The organism is Staphylococcus sp. FSL K6-0223, from assembly GCF_038008285.1.
The window spans coordinates 182,362-203,560 of the sequence record NZ_JBBOYX010000004.1 but is presented as its reverse complement, the minus strand read 5'-3'; the positions used below and the strand labels follow the sequence as shown (position 1 = coordinate 203,560).

Genomic DNA, 21,199 nt, shown 5'->3' with positions numbered 1-21,199 from the left:
AAGAAAATAACTACATATAATTAAAGGTATTGAAATTATAAAAGTTAACAACCAATTTAGTAGACAATATGAAAGGTAATGAGTTAAAAATGAGAAATAAAAAAATATGGATATTTAATGCTACAAATGAATTTGTTGGTAATCCGAAATGGTTATTTATTTACGTAAATAAATTCAGAAAAGATATAGATGCATATTGGATGTGTGATGATGTTAATGTCGTAAATCATATTAGAGAATTAGGATTTAATGCTGAATTATATAGTTCAGAAAAGGCTGAAAAAATTAAAAGTGTAGCAGGGGTTTTTGTAGTACATCAAGCTAAAGAACACTTCCCTGTAAAATTTAAAAATGAAGTAGTAATACTTAATTTGTGGCATGGTGTAGGCATAAAACCAATAGAACGTTTTGTTGATTCTCCAGGGATTAAGTATCGTACATATAAAAAATATATTAAATACAATGACATATATCATAATAACCAACTATTTTTAGCCACTTCCCCATTAATGGAAGAACATTTCACTAAGATGCTCAATTTAGATGAAGATCAAATTATTCGTTCAGGTTATCCAGCGAATATGTTTAATAAAGCATCATTTAGTTCATTTGATCATAATATTAAAAATTACAAGGACGTTAATTCAGAGACTAAAATAGCTTTATATGCACCTACCTTCAGAGATTATGAAATGAATAACTTTTTTGGAGAAGCTATACCTGATATGGAGAGGCTTCTTAAAACATTAGAAAAAAATAATATTCTATTAATAGTAAAAATGCATTATTTAGTTAAAAATGATGTTAATTACTTAGCCGCTGAGAAGTTGTATGCTAACCATCCAAATATTCTATTTTGGGATAATGATAAAGATATTTATGAGATATTTGATCAAATAGATATGGGTATTATAGATTATTCTTCTATTTACTACGATATGTTAGCTTCTGGTGTGAAAAAGTTCATTCGATATATATATGACTATGATAAATATATTGAGAATAGAACTCTAGTATATGATTATAAGGAAATGACTTCTGGGCCAATTGCCTCTAACTTTGAAGAACTTCTTAAAGTATTAAATCAAGTTGATTCTATTACATTCGATGAGAAGAAAAATAATAAACTTTTAAATGAATTTTGGGAATATGATCAAATAAATGAAAATGGTTTTGAAAAAATTATAGATAAAACTTTGAATTTTAATATTAAAAAGAAAAAATTGCCTAAACTTTTTAGTTTTGATATTTTTGACACTATTATTCAAAGAAAAACATTAAGACCTGATGGTATTTTCTTTTACATTAAAGATAAGCTTTTAAGAATGAATACAGATTTGCCGTTCTATTTAATACAAAATTATCCACGTGTTAGAATTCAAGCAGAAAATTATGTTAGAGATTACTATAAAAAATCTGAATTTATACGTGACGAAGAAAGAATCGAAATAAGATTTATAGATATTATTGAGAGAATTAAGAATATTCACGAGTTAACAGATGAACAAGCACAAATTTTATATGATTTAGAAATTGAAGCTGAATTAGAAAGTGTTGAAGCCAAAAGTGATAAACTTAAAATTCTTTATAGTCTATTAGATAAGTATCAAGATGTTATTTTAGTCAGTGATATGTATTTACCTAAAGAGGTAATATTAAAAATGTTAAATAAAGTTGATCCAAAATTAACTGAGTTACCACTTTATTTATCAAGTGAGATAGGAGATCAAAAATCAACTAGCTTATTATACTTAGATATCTTTGAGGATTTAAATTATGATTATTCAGAATGGATTCACTTTGGAGATAATAGACATGCAGATTTTAATATCCCTAAAAAGTTAAATATTAAACCTATACATCATAGTTTGACTAAATTTAATGGATATGAAAATCGTCTTTTAAATCGAAATAAAAATTATGATACTTTCTTACTAACAACTCAGATGGCAAGATTTCGTGAAAATGATAAAAGTAGATTAAATTACTATGTATATAGTTATATAAGTAGTTATTTCATCCCTTATGTAAGTTGGTCTATAAAAAAAGCAATTAAAGAAAATATAACGACGCTTTATTTTATATCAAGAGACGGAGAGTTACTTAAAAAAATCGCAGATGAAATTATATCTATTAAAGGATATAAAATCAAAACTAAGTATATTTATGGGTCACGTAAAGCATGGAGAATTCCTTCGTTTATAGATAATATTGATCAAGAATTCTTTTCACCTTTTGGGAATTTTACAGGCCTAACAAATTTTGATAGTGCTTTACATGCTCTTCATATTAATGAAAAAGAATTTGATCAGGTTTTCCCTCAATTGAAACATATTAAAGAACTTTATGAATTTGATCAAAATACAAAAGAATTAATTAGATTATCTGCACAAAATAATACTAAATATAAAAATTTATTATTAGAAAAAGCTAAAGAAGAGCGTAAAATTGTGAATGAATATTTAATTCAAGAAATTGATTTTAGTGAGAAATTTGCATTTGTTGAATATTGGGGTAGAGGATATACTCAAGATTGCTTAGATAGATTATTGAATAATATTAGTGATAAAACTATCAATACGATTTTCTTCTATGCAAGAAGTATTTATCCAACAGTTGGTACAGCAGTAAGATACAACTATACAAGTAAGATGACCTCATTAATATTTATTGAATCTATTTTCGCAAATATTCCTTATCAAAGTATCCCAGGATATCGTAAAATTAATAATTTAGTTGAACCAATAATTAATTTTAAGAGTTATAATAAGAAATTATTTGATGCTATGGATAAGATATTACCACTATTCATTCAAGAATTTTATAGTAACAATTATATAGACGAAGATGAAATAGAAAGAAACTTCTATGATTTTGGTGTTGATTATTTTAAAAATAAACCTGAAGATGATTTTATTGTCCAATTCTTTGCACCACTTAAAGACTCAGTTATTTTATATGAACCTGAGAGAGAATACGCTCCTGCAATTAGTTATAAAATGGCCTCACAAAAGTTATTAGGAAAAAAAGTTCCATTGAAAACTAAAAACAAAAGAATGTCGTTAAAAAGATCTCCTAAAGGAGTTCAAAGAGCGTATAAATTCTACAATAAGTACTTAAAAAATAGAAAAGCAAAAATTAAAAAACGTTTTTCCAATAATAGAGTTATTAAGACTGCAAGAAAGATAAAAAACTTTTTATAATCATTGATTGCGGATATTAAACTCATTAATGAAATAAATATCCTAAATAGTTAAAAACAAAGAGCGTTCTCAAAGAAAATTTGGGAACGCTCTATTAGTTATAAATTTATTTTAGTCTCTGCTAACTGATTCGGGTTTTTCAACATTATTCTGTTGGTCGTTATTTTGGTTATTGTCAGTATCTTGAGCAGAGCTATTAGTTTGCTGTTGCTGATCTTGTGTATCGTCATCTTGACTTTGTTCTACTGATTGATTTTGTTCTTGTTCACTATTTTGAGCAGCTTCGTTTTCTGATGTACCTTCCTCACTTTGACTCGAATCATCATTATTTACTTCTTGTTGTGATTGATTTTCGCTAGTTTGTTTCTGTTGGTTATTGTTATTTTGCGATTGTTGCGCATTTTGATCATTGTAATTTGGATGGCTTAAATCTTTACCAAATGCTTTTCTATTATTACTGTCTGGTCCTTTATATGACGAACTTTCATTAGCATGTTGAATATGTCTTTCTCTATCTGCTTTAGTTCTTCTATCTATATAACCATTAACATGACCTGTCTGCTTATTAACAGTAGTAGCCGCCTTCATTGGATAGCCAGTGGCATCATGTGCTGTAAAGGTAATGTAGTATTCTTTACTATTAGATTGGTTTGGATCAACTTTGTAATCATCGTTAGTTGCTGAATATTTAAAGTGCTCTTTAGCATTTTGGATAGCTTCATCTTCTGAAATCGTCCCATTATTTGATTGGTTTTCAGAATTTGTCTCGTTATTGTTTCTTTCATTGCCTGGATTTGAAGCATCATTATTTTTGGAACCATTTGCTTGTCTTTGATTAGCTTGATTTGTTTGGTTATCTACCTTGGTATCTTGATTACTCTGCTTGTCTTTAGACTGACTTGAACTATGTTCACTACTTTCTTCATTATTCTTTTTACCTTCACCTTGATTATCGTCTGTACCGATATTGAGTGAACATGCCCTTAGTAAGAATGTACTTAATACAACAGTACCTAATAATTGCTTTTTCATAATCATCCCTCCAGTTATACATCGTACAATATTTTTAAATTATTGTTAATATTACGCTGTTTTATATATTTATTATCTTTTTTATATTTTGAATGATTTGAGTTCCTTCTAACGTAGTAGTCTTGAATTTTTGAAAATTGTTTCACGATAAACTTACTTAATTTTTATTAAACATTAATATTATCTTTATACTAGTGACAATTTTATTATTTTATTTATTAAGATATTAATAATTTTAATGTAAATTTACATATAAAAATTGAATTTACTCTTTTTCAGAATTATAATGAAAGCGGTTGCTACCCTATAACATCAGGAGGAATCGATATGGAAAATATTTTAATCAACGGATATAGTCACTATACATCATCAAATAATATTCAACGAAGTGCAATTGAAGAAAGAGATTTAGGTGATGGTCGTACATCATCAATTTCTGCATCCGTTTCTTATACAGTTACTTGGAGTGCAGATTAACGCAGTTAATCATCAATAATGTTAAATTAAATGACTAAGATTATAGGGTAGTAACTTTTTAATATAAATAAAGAAATGGCTATGTGAGATATTAATATCTAATTCATAACGCCAAACATTACATAAATCATACCTTACACATTTTAAAAATAAAAAATGTAATTTACATGAAAGGAGCTTAGAACATTTAATGCAAAAAGTTAAAGAAGGTCGTAATATCATCAGTCTTGAAGAAGATGGAACAACTCAATATTTACATAAAGTAATTAAAGGACCTAAAGTTGATGCGCTCAGAAGATACAATAATTGCTTGAAATGGGAAAACTTACGCACAGATACTATTCGATTGAAGTCTCCAAAGTTGATTGACTATGATGAAGACAGTTTATCGCTTAAATATCAATGGATTGAAAATGCGACATCGTTAGAAGAAGAATTAGAACAACCATCCCCAAATTTTAAACACAAAATCGCAAAAGCTTCAGATATGTTAGCGACATTACATTTATCCGATATCAATGATGTGGATATAGATTCAGAAGATCAGTTACCGCAGCGTGAATCGTTGTTATATGCATTAAATAAATATGAATATGCCGGCTGTACGGGCGCAGAACTAGAGTTGTTTAGTTTATTGCAACAAGACTCAGAACTCGTAGAAACGATAATGCAGCAATCTCATGATATTGACGTCTGTATTTGTCATGGTGATATTCGTTTGGATCAGTTTATATTTACGGATGAGGACATTTGGATTATAGATTTTGAAGAATTACGTAAAGGGAATCCAAGTAGAGATTTAGCGGGACTGATTGGTTCTATTTATTTTGATTGCTTATTAAAAACTTTTACCGAAACGACTCAAGAAACTTCAGATGCTAAGGAGATAGAAGATCAGTTTATGGAACGAGGTCTTAATTACATTGAACAAATGAGACCTTTAATTCAATTAGCTTATCAAACATATGTATCTAAGAAAATGATTAATAACCTACATCTTGCTCGAAATATCGGATGGTTTCTCGTGGAAAGAATCATGAGCAGAGCTAAATTTTCATTTCGTATAACTGCCATAGATAAAGCGATACTTGGGATAGGTAGAGAAGTAATAGTGTTTCCAGAAAATCTAATAGAACTATTTAAATAAATTGGAGGACGTACTATGACAGAAAAAGTGAATACGTTAGAAGATTTAGCACAAAAAATAGAATTAGAAACGGATTTAAACAAAGTTAAAATAGATAATGAAACATATGATGACGTCCTTGAAAATCAAAAAAGTAAGTTAAAACAATGGTTATATTCGATGTTACATACTGGAAATTTGAACAATCAAGTCAAACAATCATCAAAAACATTTAATGATTTAAACCAACAAATTGCCAGTAGTATTAAAGATCCTGGGATTCGAGTAGAGACGAGTACACAAAACTTTAACGGTCAAATCTACCATGTTATTCAAGGGATTCGAATCAAAGAAGAAGTCAATGAAGATAATAGTATTGTTGTGCCTTGTTCAAGACCTAATTTGACGCCTGGATTTTTCATGTTCGTACATACAAATAATGGTTTACATATTAATAAGGTTACACGTCATTATATTTATGCAGACACGCCTCAATATGCTATAGAGTTATGGAGTAAATGTGTAAATGAGTTAGTTGAAAAGAACGTGAGCTTTTCTGCTAAAATTTTATCCTCCTCTGATAGTTACCCAAGAAATGACGCACTCGTGTTTTACAGTAGCGAAGATAAAGACAAAGTTGAAAAAGTATTAATTGAACATGTTAAAAGGGTTCATATAAAGATTAAAAAAGGCTCTCAACTTGCGAGTCAATTAACATACAACCTCTTTACAGCTGAAGAACCTATTCAAACTAATGGTATTCAACAGAGCTTTGGTGAACATCGTTGTAGTGCTATAGCCGACGCCATTCAAGACTACTTTATTACAGGTGCCTCCTTCAAATTATTACTAAAGCAAAGATTCATTGCGAATCAGATAGATATTAATGATTTGTCTAAAAATAAAGTTAAGTGAACAGAGATTTATGGTGCGTGCGCTACATTATGAAAATACTCTATCCAAAAGTTTTAAAAGTGTGTGACTTATACTGATAGGAGTGACTCAGCTTATGAAAGTTTTAGCTTTAATTAATACAAATTTAGTATCAGAAGAAGATGTAACGATGTTACCTGATGTAAGTATTGCAGGAACACCCATTCATTGTGGTTTGATTGAATTAGAACGACCAAGTTTTAACGAAGATGCATCAGAGAACGACCATTTCGTGTTAGTAAAAGTTGATGCGTTTTCTTGCAATTACAGAGATAAAGCCATTATTCTAAAAGCCGCTTTAAAAATGCAAGAAGATGTAAATTCTCAAGCTCCACCATTCGATTATTTTGGTTCTGACTTTGTAGGGAGAATTGTAGCTAAAGGATATTCAGTTGATGAATTTGAAATTGGACAACGTGTGATACCCAACTGTGCGTATCCCGACCCTCCTTTTCCAGGGGTGGCACCTGGAGCAGTCACAAACGAAGCTTCAAAAGGATGGCTCAGATTACATAAATCAAAGCTTATCAAAATACCAGAACATATGAATAACGCAGTTGCAGCAGGCTTCTCAATAGGTAGTCAAACTTCAACAAGCATGGTAAGACGCGTAAATCTTAAGCAGAATGAACGTGCACTAGTACTGAGCGGTCGCTCTAATACGTCTATGTTTATTATTAATAACTTAATCAGTAAAGGAATCGATACGACAATATTAACTACATCGGAATGGACGCCTGAAGAACAAGCACTCATTCGGCCAGCTAAATTACAAAAAGTAGATAGGAACATGCAGAAGTGGGAAGAAGACTTAGGTGAATTTGACGTCATATTTGATCCTTATTTTGATTTGCATTTAGAAAAAGCAGTGAATCAAATGAAAGTAGGCGGACGCTATATTACATGTGGTTATAAAAACCAACATCCCGACTTTTCTGAAAATGAAGATGAAAAAACACCTAACCATCTGAAAAATATTATGTTAAAAGTTATGCTTAATAATCTTTCATTGATAGGTAATTGTATCGGAACTTGGGAAGACTTAGAAAAAGGTATTTCAGATTATAATGAAAATGAGTTTATTGTTCCAATCGATAGAAGCTACTCTATAGAGGAAGGTAGTGCATTTGTTGACCGTACCTATAACACACGAGGACGTCTAGGCAAAGCAATCATGTTATATGATTAAAAGTTAAAAAGATGTTAGAAGGTTATTCATACTACTACTTAATTAAAACTTCATAAATATAAAAGCTATATATAAAACGCCACAATCCTCTTCAACAAAGAATGTGGCGTTTACATTGTTATTAATTTATACAAAGCTTTAATATCACTCCAAATGTTGCATTTGATAACCAATTCTTGGATGGGTGATAATGAGTTTTTTCATACTACTTTCATACATTGTATCACTGTTATTAAGCTTCTTCCGCAGTGAGGCCATATGTACTCGTAATGATGACATGTCACACTTGTTAACGTATCCAAATAGTGCTTTTAATAAAACCTGATATGTTAATACTTTACCAACATGCTGACTTAAAATTTCTAATAATTGGAATTCATAAGGTGTTAGGTGAATAGCCTGTCCCATCATATAAACAGAATTACCGCTGAAATCAATGATTAACGGGCCGTTCTCAAAGTTATTTTGCATCGTGTCAGGTCGTTTCGAAACGCGAAGTGCAACCCTGATACGTGCTTGTAATTCATCAATATTAAAGGGTTTAGTCATATAATCATTCGCCCCGTAGTCTAACGCTTTTACAATAGTTTCCTCTTCTGTTCGCGCACTGATAACGATAATAGGGGTGTCCACACATTCTCTTAATCGTTTAATTAAAGAAAGCCCATCAATATCTGGCAAACCTAGATCAAGTAATATAATATCTGGATGTTCTGTTCTAATGCGGAAGTCCGCTTCTCTACCTGTTTTCGCTTTAATAACTTTATAGTAACTCATAGTTAATGCTACATCGATTAAATGTAAAATTGCTTCATCATCTTCAACAACTAAAAGTGTAGATTTCATCATCTCACCCTTCCATTTTTATTTTGTTCTTTATCTAAATAAAAATAAAATATACTGCCACTTGGTTCATTGGATTGATATTCTAATTTACTGTGATGTTGTTTTAATATAAGTTGGACTAAATACAAACCGAGTCCTAGACTATCCTTTTTATTATCTTTAAAGTAATCCCCCGAATAATATGGATTGAAAATTAAATCTCGCTCTTCTTTAGGTATACCTTTACCATTATCAATGATTTCAAATAATATCTTTGAGTCTTGTTCATGCACGCGTAAGGTGATAACAGAATGCGATTCAGCGTGCTTTAATGCATTTTCTACCAAATTAAATAAAACTTGTAGCATTAATTTGCTGTCGATATATACCAGTGCGAATGTTCCATTATCTTCAATAGTGACTTTATGATTTTGATGACGACGTACGAGTCCATCTTCAAATTCTTCGAGTAGCTCCTCTACAAGGTATGATGTGCGCTTAATTTGAATATCTGAACGCTCTAATTTCGTTAGAGAAAGTATATTTGTGACTAACGTATATAAATATTGTGCCTCTTCGTATGAAGCGGTTAACAATTGCGCTCGTTCATTTTTATCCAAGCCATCATTATGATATTTCACTACATCTAAATTACCGATAATAGATGTTAATGGCGTTCTAATATCATGTGAAATGGATTGTAAGAAATTTGATCTTGTAGCTTCTCTTTCAGCTATTACCATCGACTGTCTCGTTTGCTTGAGTAGGGCGACATTCTCAACGGCAAGGGTCAAATCGTTTAACATTGAATCTAAGATAGAATTGTCGTATGTATCGATGTAATCCTCATCTGTAAACTGAATCGAAATGATACCCTTAACTGGTCTTGTACCAATTGGAATACATAGAAATTTACTACCTGGGAAGGTGTCGGTTAGTCTACCCGCACGTCTTTCATTCTCTATTACCCAACTTAACGTTTCAGCATCCTCAGTCCCATGGTTATGCGCACTCGAGCTAACTCCAAACGATGCGGACTGCATCACTTTCTTAGCTTCGATTTGAAATACAGTAACATCCTGCTTTAATAATTGGTGAATTTGATCACCAGCCACACTCAGCAATTTCATAGTCGAATATGATTCCTTAATCGACTGATTAAATTGCAACATAATATCCGTACGGTATAACTGACGTTCGGTGAGGGAGTGCTGATATTTTAAATTTTTCAATATGCCACTCGTGAAAATGCTAGCAAATATGCTCGTCACAAAAGTGATGGGATATTCAAAGCGATACATTTCAAGCGTAAACCTCGGCACAGTAAAGAAATAGTTAAAGACGAAGACATTTAATATCGATGCGAAGAAACCAATTAAATATGACTGTGTCCAAATGGAAAGTACGATAATGCCAATAAAAAACATCAAAAGAATAATAGCACTAGACTCATTCTTATCCATCTTATAAATCCACATTCCTAATAGTACGCATACGATTTGGATGGTTAACATTTTAACGATATCGATTGATAACGTGAGTTGGTAGGGTTTTTTATCTTTTTTATGGCTACTTCGATCACGATTTTGCTTATCCGAATAAATCTGATGTATCGGGACAATCTCTAATTTAAAGTGATGCGTAGTATGATTAATTTGTTCAATTAATGACTTCTTAAAGTACTCTTTCCAAGGTGGTTGTTCAGACTGACCGAGCACCAATTTAGTCACAAATGATTTATCGCACCAATCAATCAAAGTCTTCGCAATATCTTGTGCATATAACACCTTAATCTCAGCACCTAGTGATTTGGCAAGCATCAGATTTTTATGAACATAGTGATCTTGCGCACGACTTTCAGAACGTGTTTCAAAGGTGTCGATATAGATAGCAGTAAACTTTGCATGCTCTTTATACGCAGCGCGTCTTGCTTCACGAATCACACGTTCATTATAAATACTTCCACTTACAGCTACTGCAATATGAGGCGTAACATCAGTATGCTTCGTTTTATACTGTTGCTCTTTTTGACTCATAATATCCGCAACAGTTCTTAGCGTAAGTTCACGTAACTCTGTCAGGTTCTCATATGTGAAAAAATTGGAAAAAGCAGTATCCAAGCGTTCCCTTTTGTATACCTTTCCAGCCTTAAGGCGTTGAATCAACATATTTGGCGAAATATCAACGACTTCATAAGCATCAGCAGACATTATAAATTGATCTGGAACACGTTCTGATACTTGGATACCTGTCATCAGTGCTATTTGTCCACTCAAACTTTCAATATGTTGAATATTAAGTGTCGTCCAAACATCAATGCCATGAGAAAGAATTTCTTCAATATCCATGTAACGCTTTAAATGTCGTGTTTTTGAGATATTCGTATGGGCCAACTCGTCGATAAGCACAACATCTGGATGCGCCTCAACAATTTGATTCACGTCGATAAAGTGAAAGAGATGACTCCCAAATTTTCGGCTAGAGGTCTTAATTTCTGGTAGTTGTTTAGCAAGCGCACTTGTCTCAGGACGTTGATGTGGCTCTATATAGCCAATTTTAATATCGACACCTTCTTTATAAAGGTCGATACCGTTCGATAGCATTTCATATGTCTTTCCAACACCAGGGCTATAGCCTAAATAAATGGTGAGTTTACCTCTGTGTCTATGTGAACTTTCCATATGCCACCACCTCTTAATTACATATTAATTAAGATTAATCTATTTATCCATTTTTATTTTTATTTAATTTCTTATCTTTATATTTCCTTTATAACTTTGTTCAAATATTAATACTTTAATTACAGTGCTCTTGCTAAGATGTCCATGAAAGTGAGGAGGAAGCACAATGATTACATTTTTAGCCTTCATGATCATCGGAATAATTTTATTTCTATTTTATGCATTACTTTGGAGTGAAAAATTCTAGTAGCGAAAGAAGGAAATATCATGAGTATGATTCTATTTTTAATCACATTTATCGTGCTCTCATACGTGATGAGTCGATACTTATATACAGTGGCTTTAATCGTACCGTCTAAGATGGATGTCTTATTTTCACCTATTGAAAAGGGACTCTACAAATTGATTGGTACGTCACTAGAGCACATGTCAGGTAAAACATATTTAAAACACTTTTTATGTTTTAACGGTTTAACTGGTGCATTAGCATTTATCTTACTACTGACACAACAATGGCTATGGTTAAATCCCAATCACAATTTAAGTCAATCAGTGTCTCTCGCATTTAATACGGCAGCCTCGTTTTTAACGAATACAAATTTACAACATTATGCGGGCGAAACAGGATTAACGTATTTCACGCAAATGGGTGTCATTACGTGTCTGATGTTCACTTCAGCCGCTTCAGGTTACTCAGTATGCATCGCAATGTTGCGTAGACTAACGGGTATGACAGACGTCATAGGAAACTTCTATCAAGATGTCGTGCGATTTATCATACGTGTCTTAATCCCATTCGCATTCGTGTTAAGCATATTCCTTATCAGTCAAGGTACACCTCAAACGTTACATGGCAATCTAGTAGTTGCAACCATGTCAGGCGTGAAACAAACCATTGCATATGGACCGATGGCTTCATTAGAGTCAATTAAACATCTTGGAACGAATGGTGGAGGGTTCCTAGGTGCCAACTCATCCACACCATTTGAGAACCCAACCTATTGGTCTAATTTCGCAGAGGCTTTAAGTATGATGTTAATTCCTGGATCGCTTGTTTTTTTATTTGGCAGAATGCTGAACGCTAAACAGCACATCCATCCCCATGCGGTAATGGTCTTTATTGCGATGTTTACGATGTTTGTCGTGCTTTTACTTATTTGTCTACATTATGAAACTGGAGGAAGTCCGATTTTACACCACTTAGGAATTGATGGAGGCAATATGGAAGGCAAAGAAACACGTTTCGGTATTGGTCAATCAGCTTTATTTACAACTATTACGACAGCTTTTACGACTGGTACTGTTAACAACATGCATGACAGTCTCACACCTATGGGTGGCATGGTTCCAATGATTCTTATGATGTTAAATGCCGTTTTTGGTGGTGAAGGTGTCGGTCTAATGAATATGTTGATCTATGTGATGTTAACTGTTTTTATTTGCAGTTTAATGATTGGAAAGACGCCCAGTTATTTAGGTATGAAAATCGAATCCAAAGAGATGAAATGGATAGCACTCACATTTTTAGTTCATCCATTATTGATATTAATATTTTCAGCATTGGCATTTATCATTCCTGGCGCGAAAGATGCGATAACAAACCCACAATTCCATGGCATTTCTCAAGTCATATATGAATTTACATCTTCATCTGCTAATAATGGTTCAGGTTTTGAAGGTTTAAAAGACAACACTGTATTTTGGAATATTTCGACAGCAATTGTGATGCTCGTCGCACGTTATATCCCCATCGTCTTACAACTGTTGATTGTGTCTAGCTTGGTCAACAAGAAAACATATCAACATACCGATGACTCACAAGATGTACCGATTAATAACCTGTTCTTTAGCACCGTGTTGATTATCTTCATCATTTTACTCAGTGGTTTGACCTTCCTACCAGATTTAATGCTTGGACCAATAGGAGAACAACTACTGTTGCATTCGTGATGAAAGGAGATGATAGAAAATGATGAAAACATCAAAAATATTTGATTCAAGTTTGGTTAAACAAGCACTGAAGGAAAGTGTTGTGAAATTAAACCCAAAATATATGGTGAAGAATCCTATCATGTTTGTTGTAGAAGTGGGCATGTTGCTATCATTTTTATTAATTTTTGTACCTCATTTATTTATACAAGAACATGTATCGCGTATGTATGTGTTAAGTATCTTCATCATCTTATTGCTGACACTTATTTTTGCTAACTTTTCAGAAGCGTTAGCAGAAGGGCGAGGGAAAGCGCAAGCGAATGCCTTACGCCAGACACAAATAGAAATGACGGCGCGATTAATTAAAGAAGACGGCAGCTACGAAGTGATAGATGCTAGCAATTTGAAAAAAGGAGACATCGTTCGTGTAGAAACTGGAGAACAAATACCTAATGATGGCCAAGTTATTAAAGGTTTAGCAACTGTCGACGAATCTGCGATTACCGGTGAATCAGCGCCAGTGATTAAAGAGAGTGGCGGAGATTTCAATAATGTTATTGGAGGCACCTCTGTCACTTCTGACTGGTTAGAAATAGAAATCACTTCGGAACCAGGTCAATCATTCTTAGATAAAATGATTCATTTAGTTGAAGGGGCGACAAGAAAGAAAACACCGAATGAAATTGCATTGTTCACGCTCTTAATGACGCTAACTATTATCTTTCTCGTCGTAATTATGACGATGTACCCCTTAGCACAATTTCTTCATTTCAATTTATCGATTGTGATGTTGATTGCCTTAACAGTCTGCTTAATTCCAACAACAATTGGAGGATTGTTATCTGCTATTGGTATCGCTGGAATGGATCGTGTGACTCAGTTTAATATTTTAGCGAAAAGTGGGCGTTCCGTAGAGACATGTGGTGATGTAAATGTGTTGATTCTTGATAAAACTGGAACGATTACTTATGGTAATCGTATGGCAGATGCATTTATTCCTGTGGCATCAACGAGTTATGAAAGATTAGTGCGAGCAGCATATGAAAGTTCCGTAGAAGATGATACACCTGAAGGAAGTAGTATTGTTAAACTTGCACAAAGCCAAGGCATTGAGCTACCTCAAGAAAGAGGCGAATATTTCCCATTTACTGCGGAGACTCGTATGAGTGGTGCGAAGTTTGAAGATCATGAAGTGTATAAAGGTGCACCTAATAGCATGATTAAGCGTGTTAAAGAAGCGGGTGGGACTATTCCTGATGGTTTAGATGAACGCGTCACTGAAGTGTCTAAAAAAGGCGGCACGCCACTGATTGTTATTGAAAATAATGAAATCTTAGGTGTCATATATTTAAAAGACATTATTAAAGACGGTCTTGTTGAACGATTTCAAGAATTACGCGAGATGGGTATCGAAACCGTCATGTGTACAGGTGATAACGCACTTACTGCAGCAACGATTGCGAAAGAAGCGGGTGTAGATCGTTTTATCGCAGAATGTAAACCAGAAGATAAAATTAATGTTATTAGAGAAGAACAAGCTAAAGGTCATATTGTGGCGATGACAGGTGATGGTACAAATGATGCACCTGCTCTAGCAGAAGCTAATGTTGGTTTAGCTATGAACTCTGGTACAACAAGTGCGAAAGAAGCGGCGAATTTAATTGATTTAGATTCTAATCCTACAAAGTTAATGGAAGTCGTTTTAATTGGTAAGCAATTATTGATGACACGCGGATCTTTAACAACGTTTAGTATTGCGAATGACATCGCGAAATATTTCGCAATTCTACCAGCTATGTTTATGTCAGCTATGCCGGCGATGAATCGTTTAAATATTATGCATTTATATTCACCTGAATCAGCAGTGCTATCGGCACTCATTTTCAATGCATTAATCATTGTATTACTCATACCAATTGCGATGAAAGGCGTGCAATTTAAAGGCGCTTCAATGCAAACGATATTAATGAAAAATATGTTGGTCTATGGATTAGGCGGTATGATTGTGCCATTTATAGGTATTAAATTCATCGATGTAATTATTCAATACGTTGTCTAAAGGAGGAGATGTAGAATGGCAACGATACGAAAAAGTGTTGGACTTATAGTAGTACTATTTGTCCTTTGTGGGTTTATATTTCCGCTAACAGTGACTGCAATAGGTCAAGTCGCATTTCCCCATCAAGCTAATGGAAGTTTAATTAAACAAGATGGTAAAGTAATTGGTTCAGAATTAATTGGTCAACAATGGAACGATTCTAAATACTTCCATGGTCGAATAAGTGCCGTAAATTATAATATGGACAAGAAACTTTTAAAAGCGAACGGTGGACCTTCATCAGGTGGTTCAAATCTAGCAAATTCTAATCCTCAATTTAAACAGTGTGTTGAAGATTCGATTCAAAATGAAGGACGTCATCTTACTGCAGATGCTGTGACTGCTTCAGGGTCAGGATTAGATCCAGATATTACTGTTTCCAATGCTAATGCTCAAGCGAAAAGGATAGCGAATGAACGTGGTATCGAGGAAGCAACAATCAAACAAATAATTCAACAACATAAACAATCCTCACCCATGACTGAAGACTACGTGAATGTACTTAAAATGAATATTGCACTTGATAAAATGATATAACGTTAAAAACTAAAGAAAAAACACTATTCCATCTATTGTTAAACTTTATGTTTCTTTAGACATAGATATATTCAAAGTAGATTTAGAAGAACTTTTACTAGAAGATATATTTCTTAAAAGTAGTGAGTACGAAAGTCATTATTAAAACAACTTATCTATAGGTGTAAATTAGATAAAGACGCTTCAAATCCTCTTTATAAGAGCTTCTTAAAATTTATGGGGTAAGCCTTCGGTTTGTCTGATGTAACACATCGGGAAGTCTAATTATATACCCCTTTTAAGCTAGCATTGGCTTGTTTTTAGCCAATTTGCTAGCTTTTTTTATCTTCAATCGCTCTTCACAATGCACAAATTGTCCTTTCCACCGAACTCATCTAAATGAAATTTATTATCAATTATATTGACAATATTATCCGACTCGTATACTATAATCTTCAAATCGTAACTATTACGATTTATTTTGTACAACTAATTTAAGGTTATTGATAACTCTACATACAATTATTTTTTTATCAATAACCTTAATAGAGAATTTACAACATAAAGGAGCATCATATGCATCGACAGATAGTTGAATTTTCTAAGTATAATCCATCAGGAAATATGACTATACTTGTTCACTCTAAACATCATCCTGAAGAATATGCATCAATCGCTAATCAATTAATGGCGACGACACATGTGTGTTGTGAACAAGTTGGTTTTATTGAATCTTGTGATTATACCAATGGGGATCAATTTCATTTAGTAATGAGTGGGAATGAATTTTGTGGGAATGCAACGATGTCATACATACATTATTTACAAGAACATCAATTGCTTGAAAGTGAGCAGTTTCAATTAAAAATATCAGGTTGTTCTCAAACCGTGTCATGTACCGTTCATAACCAGCAATATTATGAGGTCGGGATGCCTCAAGTGCAAAGTATTGTACCAAGACAATTAATTATCGCTGGTCAACCATACGATGCGCTCGAATTAATTTATGAAACTTACATACACTATGTTATTCAAACGCAAGAGACTACAATGAACTTCAAATACCAAGTCGAACAATTTGTTAGAGAACAACAATGGCATACTACATTTAAAACTATTGGAATCATGCTATTTGATTCACGACAACACTTTTTAATGCCACTTATTTATATACCTGAAGTGCAAAGCTTAATTTGGGAAAATAGCTATGGCTCAGGTGCTGCTTCAATTGGTGTTTTCCAACAATATCAAACGAATCAACCATGTAAAGATTTCAAAGTGAAGCAACCAGGGGGAAGTATAGTGGTTTCTTCGACATACAATAATAAAAAGGGATACATCACATCAATCAAAGGTCAAGTTTCAACTGTCGCAACAGGACTAGCATATATAGAACAGGAGACAAAGACACAATTATGAACCCAAAACACGGTATAAACAAACAGTTACAAGAATATCTGAGGCAATTTGAAACACTATATTACCAAGTATTAGAAGATGAGCATTATATCCAGGCATTGGAAACGCTAGTTGACCATTATAGTCAATTTATTTTAAATCCCATTGCTAAACATCAATTTGAAGATTGGAGCAACAATGAAGCAAAAGCAAGTTTAACTCACCAGCTTCAAGATATAACGTCACAGTGTGTAAAACGTGTTGAAGAAATACGTGCTAAAAGATTATTAGATGGACGAGCGTCTACAACTGGTTACTTTGACAATGTTGAACAGTGTATTCATGAAGAATTCGGCCAATTTCATTTTGGTAAAGAAGATAAATTATTACTAATTGGGTCAGGTGCTTATCCCATGACGCTTGTTCAAGTAGCTAAAGAAACAGGTGCTTCTGTAATAGGCATTGATATCGATTCACAAGCAGTTGATTTAGGACAACGAATTGTTCAGGTGCTTGCTCCAAACGAAGATATAGCAATTACCAATCAAACTGTTAAAGAAATAGACGATATGCAGACGATTACGCACATCATTTTCAGCTCTACCATCCCTGTTAAATACGATATTCTAAATCAATTACACGCTATAACAAACGATAACGTGGTTGTAGCGATGCGTTATGGAGATGGTATTAAATCGCTATTCAATTATCCATCTCAGCAAACAGAGGAAACAAAATGGAGTTGTGTCGAACGGCTCTCACGACCTGAACACATCTTCGATATTGCATTGTACCGCAAAGCTTCTAATAAAGGAGGTGCGGTGCATGTCTAATACTTTAATAGTTGGAAGTGGACCTGTGGCCATTCAACTTGCTCAAATATGTAGCCAAATGGCGCATCAAACTATTGATATGGTAAGTCGTGTTAAGACTTCAGCCAGCTCCCAACGTGTTTATAATGCGTATCAACGTGACGGTTATTTTAAGGTCACCACTCAAAATGCTGCACATCAACAACTTTCAGGTGAATTTAAAGTGCGACAATTTTATAAAGATATACAGGAAGTGAGTGGTACTTACAATACTCTAATCATGGCGTGCACGGCTGATGCGTATCGCTCAATATTAGATCGACTCGCAAAGGCCACAGTTGAGTGTCTAAAACACATTGTTCTAGTATCTCCGACTTTAGGTTCTCATATGGTAATAGAACAACTGTTGTCAGAGTTAAATCTAGATGTAGAAGTAGTGTCCTTTTCAACATATTTAGGAGACACACGAGTAGTTGATACTACTCAACCACATCAAGTTCTCACATCAGGTGTGAAGTCAAAGTTATATGTTGGATCGACTCGTACCGATTCAAGATTTATAGATCGTATATGTGTACTATTTCATCATTTGAATATCCAAATCGCTGTAATGGATACACCGTTACATGCTGAAGTACATAATAGCTCGCTCTATGTTCATCCTGCATTATTTATGAATGACTTTTCATTACAAGCAGTTTTCAAAGGGACAACAGTTCCTGTTTACGTCTATAAGTTATTTCCTGAAGGACCTATCACGATGAAACTGATACGAGAAATGCGTCAAATGTGGGTAGAGATGATGAAAATTTTAAAAAAATTAAGAGTGCCGTCCGTCAATCTTTTAAAATTTATGGTCAAAGAGAATTATCCGGTCAGACCAGAAACGCTAAGTGAACGAGAAATTAATCAATTTGAAGACTTACCAGCGATACATCAAGAATATTTACTCTATGTTCGTTACACTGCTATTTTAATCGATCCATTTTCTGAACCAGATTCGAATGGACATTACTTTGACTTCTCGGCAGTACCATATAAACGTCTTTATATTGATGAAGAAGGCGTTACATACATTCCGCGAATGCCAAGTGAGGATAGCTATCGAACAGCTATGATTCAAGCTGTAGGGAGGGCGCTTAACGTTAAAACACCAATGATTGATCAATTTTTAGCACGTTATCGTAGCTATTGTGATGGCTACCGTGCAGAACACCCTAAACAATCTCTATCAGCTCAATTTGACTCACATCAGTACGATGAGGACATTGCTTTGGTAAAACAATTTTTAAAAAATAAAACTGAACATAATGCGACACATTAATACTTAAAGAACACACAACAATTATTATCAACATAGAAAGAGGAAACAAAATGAATAGATTAACAAAGATGAGTACGATTTTACTTGCATCAGGGATGTTGTTAGCAGGTTGCGGTGGTAGTGAGGGATTAGAAAAGAAGAAAGAACAAAAGACATTATCTTATACGACTGTTAAGGACATCAGAGATATGAATCCTCATGTCTACGGTGGTTCAATGTCAGCAGAAAGTATGATTTATGAACCTCTGGTACGTCATACGAAAGAGGGGATTAAACCATTATTAGCAAAGAAATGGGATATTTCAAATGATGGTAAAACATACACTTTTCATCTTAGAGAAGATGTAACTTTTCATGATGGTACAAAATTTGATGCTGCGGCAGTAAAGAAAAATATCGATGCTGTACAACAAAATAGAAAGTTACATTCTTGGTTAAAAATTTCCACACTTATCGACAATGTGAAAGTTAAAGATAAATACACTGTTCAGCTTCACTTAAAAGAAGCATATCAACCAGCCTTAGCAGAGCTTGCTATGCCTCGTCCATATGTATTTGTGTCTCCTAAAGACTTTAAAAACGGCACAACAAAAGATGGCGTGAAATCATTTGATGGTACAGGTCCGTTTAAAATGGGTCAACATCACAAAGATGAGTCAGCAGAATTTAATAAAAATAATCAATATTGGGGCGAAAAAGCTAAATTAGATAAAGTCGAAGCGAAAGTTAAACCCGCTGGAGAAACAGCATTCTTATCTATGAAAAAAGGTGAAACTAACTTTGCGTTTACCGATGATAGAGGAACTGACAGCTTAGATAAAGATAGTTTGAATCAACTCAAGGACACAGGACAATACCAAATAAAACGAAGTCAGCCAATGAATACGAAAATGCTTGTGGTGAACTCAGGTAATAAAGATAGTGCAGTCAATGATAAGACAGTAAGGCAAGCACTAGGATATATGGTGAATCGAGATAAAATATCTAAAGACATCCTAGATGGTCAAGAAAAACCGGCAACTCAGTTATTTGCGAAAAATGTGACAGACATTAACTTCAACATGCCAACACGTCAGTTTGATACTAAAAAAGCAGAAGCGCTATTAGATGAAGCTGGTTGGAAATTGACCAAAGAGAAAAACGTCCGTCAAAAGAATGGTAAAGATTTAACCTTATCAATGTATTACGATAAAGGATCCTCTAATCAAAAGGAGCAAGCGGAATATTTACAAGCAGAATTTAAAAAATTAGGAGTTAAATTAAATATTAACGGAGAAACGTCAGATAAAGTTGCTGAAAGACGTACATCTGGAGATTATGATTTAATGTTCAATCAAACTTGGGGATTATTATATGATCCACAAAGCACGCTTGCAGCACTCAAAACTAAAACAGGATATGAAAGTGCAATGTCTGGCATTAAGAATAAATCAAAATTATATAAAGATATCGATGAGGCATTCAAGATACAGAATTCAAAGGATCGTTCTAAAGCATATCAACACATTTTAAAACAAGTAGATGAAGAAGGTATCTTCATTCCGATATCTTACGGCAGGATGACTGTGGTAGCACCTAAGGACTTAGACAAAGTGTCGTTTACACAATCACAATATGAATTACCATTTAACGAAATGCAATATAAGTAAAGGA

At 33.6% G+C, this 21,199-nt stretch carries 15 protein-coding genes; 12 read left to right on the top strand and 3 right to left on the bottom strand.

Going from position 1 to position 21,199, the window contains the following annotated elements:
• The first annotated feature begins 89 nt into the window (after positions 1-89).
• Complete coding sequence (locus tag MHI13_RS21745) at positions 90-3,203, top strand: CDP-glycerol glycerophosphotransferase family protein (protein ID WP_064210748.1); 3,114 nt, start codon at positions 90-92, stop codon at positions 3,201-3,203.
• Positions 3,204-3,314: 111 nt separating this feature from the next.
• On the opposite strand, the gene MHI13_RS21740 is transcribed toward MHI13_RS21745, so the two are convergent.
• Positions 3,315-4,235 (bottom strand): hypothetical protein, encoded by a 921-nt coding sequence (locus MHI13_RS21740; RefSeq protein ID WP_064210727.1) that lies wholly within the window; start codon positions 4,233-4,235, stop codon positions 3,315-3,317.
• 327 nt (positions 4,236-4,562) lie between these two features.
• On the opposite strand from MHI13_RS21740, the gene MHI13_RS21735 reads away from it, so the two are divergent.
• The 4 genes from MHI13_RS21735 to MHI13_RS21720 all read left to right on the top strand — a co-directional run bounded on the left by MHI13_RS21735 (position 4,563) and on the right by MHI13_RS21720 (position 7,960).
• Entirely contained in the window at positions 4,563-4,712 is a 150-nt protein-coding gene (locus MHI13_RS21735) for a hypothetical protein (RefSeq protein WP_193750991.1), read from the top strand.
• A gap of 190 nt (positions 4,713-4,902) precedes the next feature.
• The gene (locus MHI13_RS21730; protein ID WP_064210728.1) at positions 4,903-5,859 is read left to right on the top strand and encodes a phosphotransferase; all 957 of its coding nucleotides are present in this window, start codon (positions 4,903-4,905) and stop codon (positions 5,857-5,859) included.
• 15 nt (positions 5,860-5,874) lie between these two features.
• The gene (locus MHI13_RS21725; protein WP_064210729.1) at positions 5,875-6,753 is read left to right on the top strand and encodes a T3SS effector HopA1 family protein; all 879 of its coding nucleotides are present in this window, start codon (positions 5,875-5,877) and stop codon (positions 6,751-6,753) included.
• 94 nt (positions 6,754-6,847) lie between these two features.
• Positions 6,848-7,960, top strand: a complete 1,113-nt coding sequence (locus tag MHI13_RS21720; RefSeq protein ID WP_064210730.1) for a quinone oxidoreductase family protein — start codon at positions 6,848-6,850, stop codon at positions 7,958-7,960.
• Positions 7,961-8,104: 144 nt separating this feature from the next.
• On the opposite strand, the gene MHI13_RS21715 is transcribed toward MHI13_RS21720, so the two are convergent.
• Positions 8,105-8,806, bottom strand: coding sequence for a response regulator transcription factor (locus tag MHI13_RS21715; RefSeq protein WP_064210731.1), 702 nt, complete (start codon positions 8,804-8,806; stop codon positions 8,105-8,107).
• On the bottom strand, positions 8,806-11,466 hold the full coding sequence (locus MHI13_RS21710; RefSeq protein WP_064210732.1) for a sensor histidine kinase: 2,661 nt from the start codon (positions 11,464-11,466) through the stop codon (positions 8,806-8,808). Before MHI13_RS21710 ends, MHI13_RS21715 begins: the two co-directional genes overlap by 1 nt.
• Positions 11,467-11,733: 267 nt before the next feature.
• On the opposite strand from MHI13_RS21710, the gene kdpA reads away from it, so the two are divergent.
• The 7 genes from kdpA (at position 11,734) to cntA (ending at position 21,195) form a co-directional block, all read left to right on the top strand.
• Positions 11,734-13,416, top strand: a complete 1,683-nt coding sequence (kdpA, locus tag MHI13_RS21705; RefSeq protein ID WP_064210733.1) for a potassium-transporting ATPase subunit KdpA — start codon at positions 11,734-11,736, stop codon at positions 13,414-13,416.
• A 19-nt stretch (positions 13,417-13,435) separates the two neighbouring features.
• Positions 13,436-15,457, top strand: a complete 2,022-nt coding sequence (locus tag MHI13_RS21700) for a K(+)-transporting ATPase subunit B (protein ID WP_064210734.1) — start codon at positions 13,436-13,438, stop codon at positions 15,455-15,457.
• A gap of 15 nt (positions 15,458-15,472) precedes the next feature.
• Positions 15,473-16,033, top strand: a complete 561-nt coding sequence (gene kdpC / locus MHI13_RS21695) for a potassium-transporting ATPase subunit KdpC (RefSeq protein ID WP_064210735.1) — start codon at positions 15,473-15,475, stop codon at positions 16,031-16,033.
• A gap of 555 nt (positions 16,034-16,588) precedes the next feature.
• Positions 16,589-17,431, top strand: coding sequence for a histidine racemase CntK (cntK, locus tag MHI13_RS21690; RefSeq protein WP_064210736.1), 843 nt, complete (start codon positions 16,589-16,591; stop codon positions 17,429-17,431).
• Positions 17,428-18,243 carry a staphylopine biosynthesis enzyme CntL gene (gene cntL / locus MHI13_RS21685; RefSeq protein ID WP_064210737.1) on the top strand — a complete coding sequence of 272 codons (816 nt, stop codon included), beginning with the start codon at positions 17,428-17,430 and terminating at the stop codon, positions 18,241-18,243. The genes cntK and cntL overlap by 4 nt, the downstream gene beginning before the upstream one ends.
• The gene (gene cntM / locus MHI13_RS21680) at positions 18,236-19,546 is read left to right on the top strand and encodes a staphylopine biosynthesis dehydrogenase (protein WP_064210738.1); all 1,311 of its coding nucleotides are present in this window, start codon (positions 18,236-18,238) and stop codon (positions 19,544-19,546) included. Before cntL ends, cntM begins: the two co-directional genes overlap by 8 nt.
• Before the next feature lie 50 nt (positions 19,547-19,596).
• The gene (gene cntA / locus MHI13_RS21675) at positions 19,597-21,195 is read left to right on the top strand and encodes a staphylopine-dependent metal ABC transporter substrate-binding lipoprotein (protein ID WP_340762022.1); all 1,599 of its coding nucleotides are present in this window, start codon (positions 19,597-19,599) and stop codon (positions 21,193-21,195) included.
• The last annotated feature ends 4 nt before the right edge of the window (positions 21,196-21,199 follow it).

Excerpts from the sequence above, each read along its gene's own strand:
- cntL (WP_064210737.1), top strand. The coding sequence starts at position 17,428 with ATGAACCCAAAACACGGTATAAACAAACAGTTACAAGAATATCTGAGG.
- cntA (WP_340762022.1), top strand. The coding sequence starts at position 19,597 with ATGAATAGATTAACAAAGATGAGTACGATTTTACTTGCATCAGGGATG.
- cntM (WP_064210738.1), top strand. The coding sequence starts at position 18,236 with ATGTCTAATACTTTAATAGTTGGAAGTGGACCTGTGGCCATTCAACTT.
- MHI13_RS21720 (WP_064210730.1), top strand. The coding sequence starts at position 6,848 with ATGAAAGTTTTAGCTTTAATTAATACAAATTTAGTATCAGAAGAAGAT.
- MHI13_RS21700 (WP_064210734.1), top strand. The coding sequence starts at position 13,436 with ATGATGAAAACATCAAAAATATTTGATTCAAGTTTGGTTAAACAAGCA.
- MHI13_RS21710 (WP_064210732.1), bottom strand. The coding sequence starts at position 11,466 with ATGGAAAGTTCACATAGACACAGAGGTAAACTCACCATTTATTTAGGC.
- MHI13_RS21740 (WP_064210727.1), bottom strand. The coding sequence starts at position 4,235 with ATGAAAAAGCAATTATTAGGTACTGTTGTATTAAGTACATTCTTACTA.
- kdpA (WP_064210733.1), top strand. The coding sequence starts at position 11,734 with ATGAGTATGATTCTATTTTTAATCACATTTATCGTGCTCTCATACGTG.
- MHI13_RS21715 (WP_064210731.1), bottom strand. The coding sequence starts at position 8,806 with ATGAAATCTACACTTTTAGTTGTTGAAGATGATGAAGCAATTTTACAT.
- MHI13_RS21735 (WP_193750991.1), top strand. The coding sequence starts at position 4,563 with ATGGAAAATATTTTAATCAACGGATATAGTCACTATACATCATCAAAT.
- cntK (WP_064210736.1), top strand. The coding sequence starts at position 16,589 with ATGCATCGACAGATAGTTGAATTTTCTAAGTATAATCCATCAGGAAAT.
- MHI13_RS21725 (WP_064210729.1), top strand. The coding sequence starts at position 5,875 with ATGACAGAAAAAGTGAATACGTTAGAAGATTTAGCACAAAAAATAGAA.
- kdpC (WP_064210735.1), top strand. The coding sequence starts at position 15,473 with ATGGCAACGATACGAAAAAGTGTTGGACTTATAGTAGTACTATTTGTC.
- MHI13_RS21730 (WP_064210728.1), top strand. The coding sequence starts at position 4,903 with ATGCAAAAAGTTAAAGAAGGTCGTAATATCATCAGTCTTGAAGAAGAT.
- MHI13_RS21745 (WP_064210748.1), top strand. The coding sequence starts at position 90 with ATGAGAAATAAAAAAATATGGATATTTAATGCTACAAATGAATTTGTT.